The organism is Paraburkholderia sp. CNPSo 3281 (genome assembly GCF_024206515.1).
Lineage (GTDB): Bacteria > Pseudomonadota > Gammaproteobacteria > Burkholderiales > Burkholderiaceae > Paraburkholderia > Paraburkholderia nodosa.
Map to the genome: position 1 here is coordinate 1 of NZ_JAMBPS010000106.1, position 10,980 is coordinate 10,980.

Here is a 10,980-nt window from a genome sequence, read left to right on the forward strand (position 1 = left end):
AGCGTTTGACGACGGTGTCATGCACAGGATGCACTCCGGCCACCTCAGGATGCGCGAAGCGGCTTCCAGCAGTGAAGTCGATCTGGATCGTCAGCAGCTTGGTGGCCGCGTCGAAATCGACGCCGCTCACGAACCAGGGATCGCTTACGCCCAATGCGGCTTCGAACAGCTTGCTATGCATGACCTGCCTTCGTCTTGTTTATGCAGAAAACCGGACGATACCACCCACTGGAAATTCAACAGAGGCAACAAGCTCTACGCACTACATGCGCCAGAGGTTGAATGTCTGGCGAAGGGCAAGGTGCGCACACCCTACGAGTTCGGCATGAAGGTGTCGATCACGACGACCCACAAGGAAGGACTGGTGGTTGGGATGCGCTCGATGCCAGGCAATCCGTACGATGGGCACACGCTGGCCGAAGCGCTAGAACAGGCAGCAATCCTGTGCGACGCCACGCCGGAGGTCGCTATCGTCGACCGTGGCTACAAGGGTGTCGCCGTCGATGGTGTGAAGATCTACCACCCGGGCTTGCGGCGGGGCATCACACGCGGACTACGCGCGATGATCAGACGGCGCAGCGCGATCGAGCCAGCCATCGGTCACATGAAGACAGACGGAAAACTCGATCGCAACTGGCTCAAGGGTGCGCTCGGCGACGCGATGCACGCGGTGCTGTGTGGCGCAGGCCACAATCTTCGAATGATCCTCAGGAAGCTGCGGCTTCTTTGTGCCTTCATTCTGGTGGCCTTGCTCAACCGCCGCGTTGCTGGCCTTCAATCACCGTAACACCGGTTGTCGGCAAAACGAATTGTTCAGGACGGACCACTTAAGGTCAATGGCCAATGGAAATACCTGTATCGCGCCGTCGACAAGGCTGGCAACACCATCGACTTCCTGCTGCGGGCCCATCGAGATAGGACTGCGGCGCGGCGATATTTCGAAAAATTGATCGCCCGCAATGGCGAACGCGCGACGGTGACTATCGACAAAAGCGGCGCGAATCTGGCCGCACTTGAAGCCATCAACGCAGACCGCGAAACCCCGATCAGGATCCGGCAGAACAAATACCTGAACAACGTCGTGGAACAGGACCATCGAGCGATCAAACGGATCATCAGACCGATGGATGGGCTTCAAGGATTTTCGGTGTGCGCGCATCATTCTCTCTGGTATTGAGGTGATGCATATGATTCGCAAGGGGCAGATGAAAAACGAGGGCGATGACCGAACGGCAGCCGCTCAGTTCCATTCGCTGGTGACATAAGCAATCCGATATATATGGGAACATGCTCGGCCTGCCATCCTTATCGCGACAGAACCGCTAGTGATGTGAGGCCGTTCCGCGGCGATAGTGTTCATCCGGACGGTAGTGCCGGGTGACGCGTCTAGTGGATGTCATGCATGCACGCGATGCCAAGTTCAGCGGCGAGCTGAGCGAGGCGCTTGTCCAGGGTCCAGATCGATGCACCGGGAGTCATCAAGGTTGACGCAAGCAACGTAAGATCGCTGCTGCCACAGCCTCGACCGTAAAATTGTCTCGCCTCGATCAACTCCATCACCTCGGTCCAAGTCGCGTGCGTTGCATGTTGCAGCAGCCCGATGTCGTGGAGCGTCCGGGCGCGAGGTGCTGGCGGAGTGCCACAGGCGAGTTCAACAAGCACGACTGGATGTGTCAGCGCTTGGTCGCTCGTGATCAGTTGAACAAGCCTCGTGTTGGCGCGACGGAAATGATCAACCCAGACGGATGTGTCGATGAGGACGCTCATTGGTTCGCAGGCTCGGATCGGCGCCGCGGGATGTCGGGCATATCGGGTGCGGCACCACCCAGGGCTGCCAGCCGCTTGCCAGCCTGCACGCGAATAAACGTCTGCATTGCCACCCGGAACAGGTCTGCCTTGTCCATGTCAGGATCGGCAAGCTCAAGCGCGCGCTGGTAAAGGCTGTCGTCGATGGTAACGGTGGTTCGCATTTGACCTCCGGTTTGATGCTACTCTGCATCAATTGTAGCATCAATAAAGTGGGAGGCGCGCCGACATGCTGTCCGGTCAGGCCAAGGGATCCGCAGTGAATGGTCATGGGCGTACCTGATCGCCCACCAGATTTAACATAATATAATTTATCGCAGTTTTTAAATGGGGTACGACGCTGTAATAAACCCGTCTGCCCGTGCAGGTCCGCGCTCTCCGACAATAGCCGATGGGCGCTATGCTCCGACACGGGAGTGAAACTTCGGCTTCAGCGATGAGCAGTTCCCGGGCGGCGCGTCGAAGGCAGACAGGCACCGCGCCGTGCGGTCTCTGGCAGGCAATCGGCACGCCAGAGACTTCCGCATCACGGGCAGCCTTGCGCATTTTTCTTTATAACCTCGCAGCACATCAAGCCATGGAAATCCGCGTCAGCTACGAACACAGTCTCGCCTCGGCGCCGAAAGAATTTTTCGTTCACGTGCCGTCTCGGGTCATCGCCGATGTACCGGTGAATGTGCCGCGCGCGCTGCTGCCGGAATTCATCACGAACCTGATCGCTGAGCGCTCACCCTCGATCGGCAAAATTCGGAATCTGAAGATCCTTTGAAACGAAAGACCGTCCGGCTGACACTCGACCAGACGCAGCCAGGGCTGCCGCTGAAGCCCGTCTCCGAGCGCGTCGGCCTCAGCTACGGCGCCGGCGCAGCCGCGACCCGCCGGCAACGAGGCTGAAAAGAGTACGCGGGTCGCGCGAGTTGCTAACGATCACCTCGTGCCCCGCCTGCACCGCCAGGCGAGCGAGGCCACCGCCGATCAGGCTGGCACCGATAAAACCGATTTTCATCACCGTGTCCAAAGCTTGGAATTGCATCCGTCCGTGCGCTCATCGCGTGAAGCCGGTCTTTCCCCGCGTGCGGCCGTCAATCATCTCGGCGATCGCCGCACGAGCCTCCGTCATCGGCACGACAGCGGCTTCTTCCGGCTTGATGTCGTTACGGATGATGAACTGCATCATGGCTTTCATCTCTTCGTGCGTGCCCATGATGGTGCCGCCTATGTCGATCTGCTCGACAAAGATGGGCAGCAGATCGGTTTCCGCGGCACCCGGTCGTGACCCCGTGGATCACCACGACGCCGCCGCGTTTGACCGCCCCCAGGTTGTCCGCCCAGGTCACGGCCCCGATGTTGTCGACGAGTGCATCAGCGCGGCGCGGCAACTGATCGCCATGGCGGAAGCCGGTTGGCGCCGAGGCGCTCGGCGATCGCGGCACCCTCGTCATTGCGCGTCGTGGCCCGCACCTCGAAGCCAGCAGCACGACCCACCTGAATGAGCGCAGTCGACATGCCGCCCGAAGCGCCCTGCACCAGCAAGGACGGCGGACGCTGCGCTCATACTCTGCCGTTGACCGGGGCGCTCTCGCGAACTTTCATCACGTATCACATATGAGTCAACGTGCCACGAGGGCTGGCTCTCGCAGGAACGGTGTACGTCAGCCAGAAGCCAGGCGTCGATGCGAGCCGGCCGATGGATAGCTTGACGCCGATCTAGTTCTGTCACAAATCGGGAGACAGGGCAACCACCACCGGGTGCCAAGCCAAATTCAGGATGCTGGAACGCGTCGTGCTTGCCAAACCTGGTGCCCCTTCTTCCATCGCACTCGGGAGACCTGTCATGCAAACCGGACTCACCACCGGTTTTTCGCACGTCAAGCCGCAGGACACGTCATTCCCGCGCGGTGGGCTGCGCGATTTCTTTGTCTATCGTGATCTGGAAATCGTCAGGGTCACAAGGTGGTCGCGCAACTTTTTAGGGCAAATCTTGCGCCGAAGTTGGGCGCGGGCTGGCACCGGCATGAGGCAGATTTTCATATCGTCAGTATGCTCAAAGACCGGGCGCGCTTCGTGTACGACGACAAGGAAACGCTTGTCGAAGCGGGCGATTGCGTGCATCAGGCGCTGTCCTCTTCGAACACGCGCCAGACATCGAGTACATCGAAATCGTGAGCCCTGCCGAATTCAAATCGGTAGACGTGAAAGCGCCGCGCCGGCGCCCTGGTAACTATAAAGCGGCAGCAAGCGACACCCTGACGCATACACAAGCTTGCCGCCGCACGTACAGTTGATATGTCCGCCGACTGCTGTGGCGGGTCACGAAACCACGAACACGACCGGAGAAATTCATGCGAATCACGCTCCATCTCGGCACCTTCGACCGCCTTGACCCGAATGCCTATGCGATCCTTTGGCTCGACAACGACACCCACAAGTGGTCGCGCGAAGGTCATGCCGGCCTCCAATTTCCCGACTGGGGAAAGCTGCGGGTCGATGCGCGCGGCACGGTGGTGTGCGATCAGCATGATGCGCGCCCCCTGTTCATCCTCGAGGGCCTCGCCATGGAAGCCCAAACTGGCCCGTTCGAGGGGGAATCAGGCGAGGCACTCTGGTGCTGCACTGAACGCGAAAGCGGATCAGGCGTTGCAGGGCACTGGCATGTGCAGTGCGTCGACAAGGACGCCGTGCTTGCCGAGCACAGCGTGTTCGCTGAGGACGAGGTCTGACCTCGGACGCGCCTTCGCCAGGTTGCATGCGAGTCTTCGGTGAATCCCCAAAAGCCCGTGTGAACGGGATCGGACTATTCCAGCTCCAGCGTGACGCGTCTGGTTAGCGCTTTGGATAAACGATGCCGACGCACAAATCGACCAACTACTGCCGATGGCACGAACTGGTTTTTCGAGCGTCGTGCTCAACAACGGCCTCAACCCAGCGCAGGCTGCTCGCCGCGGCACGGGTTAGGTATCAAGCCCACTTCGCCGCCCTCCTCGCCCAGCCGCTCGAGCCTGAATTTGTAGACCCACTGTTGAACGGCGCAGATGCCAACAACAACATCTTTCCACGCAATAGCCGTCGTGACAATCAAACCTCGCAATCCTCGCGTGGTGAAAACGTCAAAGCCAAGCGGTCGCATTTTTGAAATGTATTTTTTGAGGGCCATCATAGGCCAACGAGCTTTGAATCAGGTTTGAAGCCAAATGGAGGCATATCATGGGCGGCGCGCTGGTTTGGGCAGCAATCCCTCACAACAGTGATGGGGTCGTGTTTCAGGTTCGCGTGATTCGCGGGCTTCAACGTTTTCATATCCCACGCCGGGCGCTTGAGGAGGCTTTCCACTTGGCACCTCACGCATCGGATGCAGGTCAACTCGAACTCTTTTATCAGCACATGACCCACATCCTGATGCGCGCCATGCGGAAACGTCCGATTGCGGGCGCAGACACCGCTGCACTTCAGACTGCCGATTTCACCACCGTCCTGGCAATAGAACAGGGCGCGACGCCGTACGTGGCGGAAATGCCACGGTATATGGCTTCAAACTGAAGGGTTTTTGATGAGAACGGTCGTTGGTGTGCGGGAAAGTCGAACGTCAAGAGCGGGTCGAGACTGTGTGAAAACGCTCTTCGAGTGTTCGCGTCGAGCGATACAGCGTGCGATTGGAGCAATCGAAGCTCGCGATTTTTCATGGCTCACGCTCAGAGGATTTTGATCGCCCGCTTCATGTTATATGCCAGCACGTTCAGGCTCATCTCGGTTCGCACATTCTGAAGTGTCCTCGTCTAGAAATATGCGGCTCCCATCCTGAATTTCAGGGTTCAGAATGGATGCTCGACCGTCTGACATCGTAATCTTTCTTTCCGCATTCGGTATCGGGGGCGGAGGTGCTACAGGTTTGATGTTCAAAAAGATAAGTAGATCGAATATTTTCACTAAACACGTAAGCGTACGAATTAAGTTAAAATTCGACATATATTTATGTTAAATTATGCTCGAGCAAAGCCGCCTCTTGTGCCGCATGGTGGCTCCCGTCCGCCTGTGAGCTTCCCGTTCATGCCGGCCTTGCGTCTGTGTGTGCGATGCGGCCGCAGATTTGTCCGATGACGGATATTTTAGGCGCGGCGCGCGAAGGCTTCGCTACCCCCACGCGGGACGTTCGGCAGGGCTAGCTTTGTTAGGTTTGTAAGCCGGGCTGCCGGGCCGGCCCGACCGCGTTTTCCGTTTGCCCGTCGTCTGCCCAGACTAGCAAACTCTAAGTCCTCTTCAACTCCCCAATCGACACCAGAGGCGTAATCATCGCCAACCTGCTGAACCGGTGGAACGCCTTCGGCAAACCGGTTTGCGTCAAAAATGCATAGTCGCGTCCATAGCACGGGAACTCGTACCCATCCGGACAAAGCCAAGCGACTATGGTTCCTGACGGTCTTTGCAACTGTTCGATGTTGCTGTTCTTGTCGCGATGGGATCTCCCTACTGGATTTGGCGAAGCCATCGTCATACCAGTCGTTCGCTCACGTTCATTTGCGATGCGAATCAGTGTTATCCAAACAATCGATTTTGTAGCTTGAGGCGAGATACCGCATAGTCGCTTCCTGGACGCGCGGCACAGCTTCCGACTATCCGCGCCGGAAAGAGAACTTTCCTGACGTGCCCCGATGCAAGCGACGCTATCGGAGCGAATATCCATCTGAATGTCAAAATTAATTTTCTGCGGGAGCGGATACTAACAACCATCGGAGCCGTGGCAATGACTGTATCGATCGTGATAGTGGGTGCGGGCTTTTGCGGCACGATGACGGCCACATGGCTACTATCGGATCAAAGCGCAAAGCCCCTGTCGATCGCACTGGTCGATGACAGCTATAGCGTTGCGCGCGGTATTGCTTATCGGTCGGACGAAGAGGGCTGGCTCCTGAACGCCCCCGCACGGGCCCTCAGTGTTGAGCGGGACAACGGCAACGGCTTTGTTGATTATTGCCGACTGCGGGGCCGGTCTGCGGAACCCGATGATTTCCTGCCACGCGCCTGGTACGGTGATTATCTTGCGCATCTGCTAAAACAAGCCGGCGAAAATTCCGGGAGGCATCAGTTTTCTCAACACGACGGATACGCCGTCGCGCTGGTGCCGGCAGAGGATGGCCGAACGAAGGTTCACTTGCACACGGGTGTGGAGATTTTTGCCGATCAGATCATCCTTGCGACCGGGCACAGCGATGGCCGCGGCTCCATCACTGTACCAGTGACCGGTGGCGCTTCACTCGATCAGCGTTTACTCGCAAATCCCTGGGACGCAGTTAAACTGGGGGCCGTGCCAAATGACAGCCATTTCTTCATGTGTGGGTCTGGTCTGACGGCACTCGACGTTGTGTACGCGTTGCACCGGCGCAGCGAAAAGTTGCGCTTCACTCTTATGTCCCGCCGTGGTTTGTTGCCCCAACACCACTGCCAGTCACCCCCGAAACTTCAGCCACAAGCGCGGCGGGCGCTTCTCGATCAACTGACTGCCGGCCCTAGGCATTGCATCACCGTCGTACGCAAAGTCATTGCTGAACATCGCGCGAGGGGCGGTGACTGGCGTGAGGTGATCGATAGCCTGCGTCCTGTGGTACCGCAGATCTGGTCAAACTGGTCTGAGGCCGACCGGCGCGCTTTCGTGCGCCATATTGCGCCTTACTGGGACACACATCGTCACCGACAGCCAGCTTCCACGGCAGCGCTTGTCGCGTCACTCACGATGAGTGGGCGTCTCTCGCTTATGGGGGGGCGAATCGAGACAATCAGCGCACATGGCGACGGGCTGCTGCTGGCTATTCGCCCGCGCGAAGCAACGGGCTCGCGCGTTGTGCGCGCATCGTACTTCGTGAATTGCACCGGTGCCGGGATGGCTCCCGCTCATCCAGCTATAGCGTCAGATACAGGACCGCATGCAGATCGCTTACATCGGCCGATAGTACACGCGCGTGATTCCCTTTTTGATCAGTTACGGCGCGACGGGATTGCAAAATTTGACTGGGCGGGGTTGTGTGTTGATGAGTCTTACCGCGTGGTTCGAGTCAATGGCTGTAGCAATCCATCGCTCTTTTATATTGGCCCCGCGCTTAGAAGACGCTTTTGGGAGGCGACGGCGGTGCCCGAATTGCTAACGCATATCGAGCGGATGACGGAGATCATAAGGCGGCAGTTTTCTGCACGTTAAACGCGAGCGCGTTGCCTGACAGGGGCGTGGCTGCAAGCGCACCCTCTGGTTCTGGTTCCGATATCGACGCCTGTCTTGCGATGCAAGCGGCATTGTTGCAAAAATCAGGAAATCAGGCGTAAAGACGACATGACCTCTGTGCTCTCAATCTCAGGCGATACGGACGGACTGCGGGCGAGCGAGGGCTCCCATGCGATTGAGTACACCCCGACACCTCGGTGGCTTGCGAGCCAGTCGCGCGCGCCCACATACTGGAGCCCGTGAGTACCTTGAGCCGGTACATCAAGGTCTCAGCGAGCGATCGCCGGTGGTAGCCGGTCGCCTGCTTCCATTCGCGCCTGCTGCTTCCTTCGATAGCGGCAATAGCTGCATTGCGCCAGGCGGCGCCAGGCGTGCGATCTGGCCACGGCTTCGCTCCCTCGCGCGGCGGAATCGACGGGCTCGCGCCACGCGCGGCGATCCGCGCGTGGCAAGGCCTGGTGTCGGGTACTTCCGGTTCCAACTCAGCCTGCGCGATATTGAAGAACTGCTGTTCGAGCGCGGTGTCATCGTCAGTTACGAGACGATCCGCCGCTGGTGCGACAAATTCGGCGCGGGCTTCGCACATCGCGTCAAAGCTGCTCGCCGCAAACCTGGCAGCACATGGCATCTTGACGAAGTCTTCGTTACGTTGCGCGGTGAGCCTTATCTGCTCTGGCGGGCAGTCGACCAGCACGGTGCCGAACTCGACATCCTGCTGCAGAAACGTCGCGACAAGGCCGCAGCAAAGCGCTTCTTCAAACGCGTGCTGGCCGCCTGTCCCGACGCGCCGCGAAGGATTGTCACCGATCAGTTGCGCAGCTATCAGGCCGCGAAGGCCGAAACTCCCGAACTGGCAAACATCAAACACGTATTCGTCAAAGCCAGTGCTCGGGTGAACAACCGTGCCGAAAATAGCCATCAACCCACGCGTGAGCGCGAACGCCGGATGCGTGGTTTCCGCGATCCTGATCGCACACAAGCTTCGGACCAATTCGCCAGCACTTCGCGCTCAAGCGACATTTACTGCGTGCATCACTCTATCGCAATCAGCTCGCCGCACGCTTTGCCGGGTGGCATCGCTTCACTGGGCTCACCCAAGATCCGTCCGATTTCTGAGCAAATGGTACGTCCTGTGCGAACTTGCGTCTCGAATACCTTAACGTGACAACGCCCCTGCGGCTTGCGTTTGAGCGAGTCGATGAAGTGCCGGTAGTCGATGCCGCGACCGCGCCGTTTGCTTGTGTGTGTGTGACTCTCGCCGTGCTGTGCACGAGCGCGCCGGACAGATAGCAATCGAGCCGATCACTGTAGAGGCGTACCTTCAGACGATGACCGATCAGCCGCGACGGGGCGCTGTACAGGACGCAACGCACGGTAAACGTGCCGCGTGTCACGCGCGCCTCTTCCTCGGCCAAGCAACTCTGTGAACGCTGCTAGCGGCGTTTGGGAACACCAACAGTTGTTCCTGCGTATGCACGAGCCGTTCAACCTATTCATATTCGTCACAGTCATATCGATGGTTGATTCAGGACAACGAACGTCTTTCAAAAGCAGCGCTCAAAGGATGTCCGCGTCGCTCAGGCGCCCCACCTTTTCTCGGCTTTGGTCGACGGTGACCAAACGCACATTCCCATCCGGTTGCAGCTCCAGCACCAAGGTGTGATACGCGAGCAACGACGGTCGATGCCCGACACTCACGCAGGTCATGCCGCGCAGGGCGAGCACCCGGTACAGCCGCGCTTCCGTTGCCACGTCGACCGCACTCGTCGCTTCGTCCAGGCAAACGTAACGCGCCTGGGCAGCCAGTGCACGCGCGAAGCCTATCCGTTGCTGCTCGCCGAGTGACAGCACGCGCGACCAATCGATGACACTATCAAAGCCACCATGCCGGGCAGCAAGATCAGGCAGTGATACCTCGACCAGGAATGCCTGGAGTTCGCTGTCGGTGAACGCCCGGGTTGTCGCCGGATACAGGATCTGCTCGCGCAAGCTACCCAGTAGCATGTACGGCCGTTGTGGCAAGAACAGCACTTCATCGGAGTCCGGCATCGTAATCGTGCCGTTACCCGCGCGCCACAGCCCCGCCATCGCCCGCAACAATGAGCTTTTACCGACTCCGGTCTGCCCCATAATCAGCAGGTGCTCGCCAGCGAAAAGCGTCAGGCACAGGTCCCGCAACAGCGTGCGTTCCCGTCCGGGCGTCTCGACGGTGAGACGATCGAACCGGATGGCTTGGCCACGACGAAGCGTGATCGTGTTGTCCCGACCAGCGCCTTCCCGCTCGACTGCCTGTACTTTCTCGACGATCTGCGCTAGCCGTACCACGTGAGGCGCCGCCGTTGCAAATGTGGGCACGAATCCTGTCAGTCGCTGGATCGCGCCCCGCAGCAGCTCTGCAGAAGCGACACCCTGAGTAATCGTTCCAAATGTAGTTTTTCCACTGAAATACAATGGCACGAGGGCCAGCACCAGCAATACGGTCCAGATCAAGCCGAGACCGGCCTCTGCGGCATTCATGACGAATTGATATTGCAAGGTCGCCACTGCGATACGAACCGCCCGTTGCAAGCGTTTCCCGATGCTCGTGCCCTCTGCCTGTTCGCCGCGATACAGAGCAATGGTTTCGGCGTAGTTCCGTACATGCAGGATGCCAAAGCGCAGATCGGCTTGCGCCACGGTCGATTCGAACTGCAGGCGAATAAACGGGCGGTACAGCCGGGTCTGCCATAGATTTTGTGTTCAAGGCATAACATGTAGCTCAAGGAGCATGTATGCCACGCAAACCCAAGACAACTACCGAAGCGCAGACAGCGTTACCGTCCATTCCGAAGGAGCTGATCGACCAGTTCGTGAAGGGACCCATGACCGCCGAAGCGGTGCACGCCGCTTCAGCCGCGTTCAAGAAGGCGCTGATCGAGCGGGCGCTGGGTGCCGAACTTGGACACCATCTGGGTTATCCGGCGGGT

The 10,980-nt window shown here is 58.8% G+C and carries 11 protein-coding genes and 7 pseudogenes; 10 read left to right on the forward strand and 8 right to left on the reverse strand.

Annotated features, from left to right (window positions below):
• Both M3I56_RS39680 and M3I56_RS39685 read left to right on the forward strand, forming a co-directional pair.
• The coding region (locus tag M3I56_RS39680) for a transposase (protein ID WP_254358524.1) at positions 1 to 787 on the forward strand (787 nt) is incomplete at its 5' end.
• Between the two features lie 39 nt (positions 788 to 826).
• A pseudogene (locus tag M3I56_RS39685) lies at positions 827 to 1,265 on the forward strand (IS6 family transposase); the annotation flags it as partial.
• Between the two features lie 121 nt (positions 1,266 to 1,386).
• Here the strand turns inward: M3I56_RS39685 and M3I56_RS39690 are convergent.
• Both M3I56_RS39690 and M3I56_RS39695 read right to left on the reverse strand, forming a co-directional pair.
• The gene (locus tag M3I56_RS39690; protein ID WP_133190591.1) at positions 1,387 to 1,767 is read right to left on the reverse strand and encodes a type II toxin-antitoxin system VapC family toxin; all 381 of its coding nucleotides are present in this window, start codon (positions 1,765 to 1,767) and stop codon (positions 1,387 to 1,389) included.
• Positions 1,764 to 1,970 (reverse strand): type II toxin-antitoxin system VapB family antitoxin, encoded by a 207-nt coding sequence (locus M3I56_RS39695; RefSeq protein WP_133190593.1) that lies wholly within the window; start codon positions 1,968 to 1,970, stop codon positions 1,764 to 1,766. Before M3I56_RS39695 ends, M3I56_RS39690 begins: the two co-directional genes overlap by 4 nt.
• Positions 1,971 to 2,383: 413 nt before the next feature.
• Here M3I56_RS39695 and M3I56_RS39700 point away from each other — a divergent pair, with 413 nt between their 5' ends.
• Positions 2,384 to 2,575, forward strand: coding sequence for a hypothetical protein (locus tag M3I56_RS39700; protein ID WP_133191109.1), 192 nt, complete (start codon positions 2,384 to 2,386; stop codon positions 2,573 to 2,575).
• A 78-nt stretch (positions 2,576 to 2,653) separates the two neighbouring features.
• On the opposite strand, the gene M3I56_RS39705 is transcribed toward M3I56_RS39700, so the two are convergent.
• Positions 2,654 to 2,812, reverse strand: coding sequence for an NAD(P)-binding domain-containing protein (locus M3I56_RS39705; RefSeq protein ID WP_254358528.1), 159 nt, complete (start codon positions 2,810 to 2,812; stop codon positions 2,654 to 2,656).
• On the opposite strand from M3I56_RS39705, the gene M3I56_RS39710 reads away from it, so the two are divergent.
• From M3I56_RS39710 to M3I56_RS39720, 3 genes and pseudogenes are all read left to right on the forward strand, one after another.
• Complete coding sequence (locus tag M3I56_RS39710) at positions 2,741 to 3,082, forward strand: hypothetical protein (RefSeq protein ID WP_254358529.1); 342 nt, start codon at positions 2,741 to 2,743, stop codon at positions 3,080 to 3,082. The genes M3I56_RS39705 and M3I56_RS39710 overlap by 72 nt on opposite strands.
• 558 nt (positions 3,083 to 3,640) lie before the next feature.
• Positions 3,641 to 4,091, forward strand: a pseudogene (locus tag M3I56_RS39715) (cupin).
• A 57-nt stretch (positions 4,092 to 4,148) separates the two neighbouring features.
• The gene (locus M3I56_RS39720) at positions 4,149 to 4,526 is read left to right on the forward strand and encodes a DUF3564 family protein (protein ID WP_254358525.1); all 378 of its coding nucleotides are present in this window, start codon (positions 4,149 to 4,151) and stop codon (positions 4,524 to 4,526) included.
• Between the two features lie 197 nt (positions 4,527 to 4,723).
• Here the strand turns inward: M3I56_RS39720 and M3I56_RS39725 are convergent, their stop codons facing one another.
• Entirely contained in the window at positions 4,724 to 4,963 is a 240-nt protein-coding gene (locus M3I56_RS39725) for a hypothetical protein (RefSeq protein WP_254358526.1), read from the reverse strand.
• A 47-nt stretch (positions 4,964 to 5,010) separates the two neighbouring features.
• Here M3I56_RS39725 and M3I56_RS39730 point away from each other — a divergent pair, with 47 nt between their 5' ends.
• Entirely contained in the window at positions 5,011 to 5,343 is a 333-nt protein-coding gene (locus M3I56_RS39730) for a hypothetical protein (RefSeq protein ID WP_133191103.1), read from the forward strand.
• A gap of 152 nt (positions 5,344 to 5,495) precedes the next feature.
• Here M3I56_RS39730 and M3I56_RS39735 read toward each other — a convergent pair.
• Positions 5,496 to 5,651, reverse strand: a pseudogene (locus M3I56_RS39735) (transposase); the annotation flags it as partial.
• 893 nt (positions 5,652 to 6,544) lie between these two features.
• On the opposite strand from M3I56_RS39735, the gene M3I56_RS39740 reads away from it, so the two are divergent.
• Positions 6,545 to 7,993, forward strand: a complete 1,449-nt coding sequence (locus tag M3I56_RS39740; protein ID WP_133191211.1) for an FAD/NAD(P)-binding protein — start codon at positions 6,545 to 6,547, stop codon at positions 7,991 to 7,993.
• Positions 7,994 to 8,143: 150 nt separating this feature from the next.
• Here the strand turns inward: M3I56_RS39740 and M3I56_RS39745 are convergent.
• Positions 8,144 to 8,477, reverse strand: a pseudogene (locus tag M3I56_RS39745) (IS5/IS1182 family transposase); the annotation flags it as partial.
• Between the two features lie 3 nt (positions 8,478 to 8,480).
• On the opposite strand from M3I56_RS39745, the pseudogene M3I56_RS39750 reads away from it, so the two are divergent.
• Positions 8,481 to 9,130, forward strand: a pseudogene (locus M3I56_RS39750) (IS6 family transposase); the annotation flags it as partial.
• Positions 9,131 to 9,571: 441 nt separating this feature from the next.
• Here the strand turns inward: M3I56_RS39750 and M3I56_RS39760 are convergent.
• Complete coding sequence (locus M3I56_RS39760) at positions 9,572 to 10,483, reverse strand: ATP-binding cassette domain-containing protein (protein ID WP_309249227.1); 912 nt, start codon at positions 10,481 to 10,483, stop codon at positions 9,572 to 9,574.
• A gap of 15 nt (positions 10,484 to 10,498) precedes the next feature.
• Positions 10,499 to 10,735, reverse strand: a pseudogene (locus M3I56_RS41280) (hypothetical protein); the annotation flags it as partial.
• A 50-nt stretch (positions 10,736 to 10,785) separates the two neighbouring features.
• On the opposite strand from M3I56_RS41280, the pseudogene M3I56_RS39765 reads away from it, so the two are divergent.
• Positions 10,786 to 10,980, forward strand: a pseudogene (locus M3I56_RS39765) (IS256 family transposase); the annotation flags it as partial.

Coding starts and splice junctions, on each gene's coding strand:
- M3I56_RS39690 (WP_133190591.1), bottom strand. CDS start 1,767: ATGAGCGTCCTCATCGACACATCCGTCTGGGTTGATCATTTCCGTCGC.
- M3I56_RS39695 (WP_133190593.1), bottom strand. CDS start 1,970: ATGCGAACCACCGTTACCATCGACGACAGCCTTTACCAGCGCGCGCTT.
- M3I56_RS39700 (WP_133191109.1), top strand. CDS start 2,384: ATGGAAATCCGCGTCAGCTACGAACACAGTCTCGCCTCGGCGCCGAAA.
- M3I56_RS39705 (WP_254358528.1), bottom strand. CDS start 2,812: ATGAAAATCGGTTTTATCGGTGCCAGCCTGATCGGCGGTGGCCTCGCT.
- M3I56_RS39720 (WP_254358525.1), top strand. CDS start 4,149: ATGCGAATCACGCTCCATCTCGGCACCTTCGACCGCCTTGACCCGAAT.
- M3I56_RS39725 (WP_254358526.1), bottom strand. CDS start 4,963: ATGATGGCCCTCAAAAAATACATTTCAAAAATGCGACCGCTTGGCTTT.
- M3I56_RS39730 (WP_133191103.1), top strand. CDS start 5,011: ATGGGCGGCGCGCTGGTTTGGGCAGCAATCCCTCACAACAGTGATGGG.
- M3I56_RS39740 (WP_133191211.1), top strand. CDS start 6,545: ATGACTGTATCGATCGTGATAGTGGGTGCGGGCTTTTGCGGCACGATG.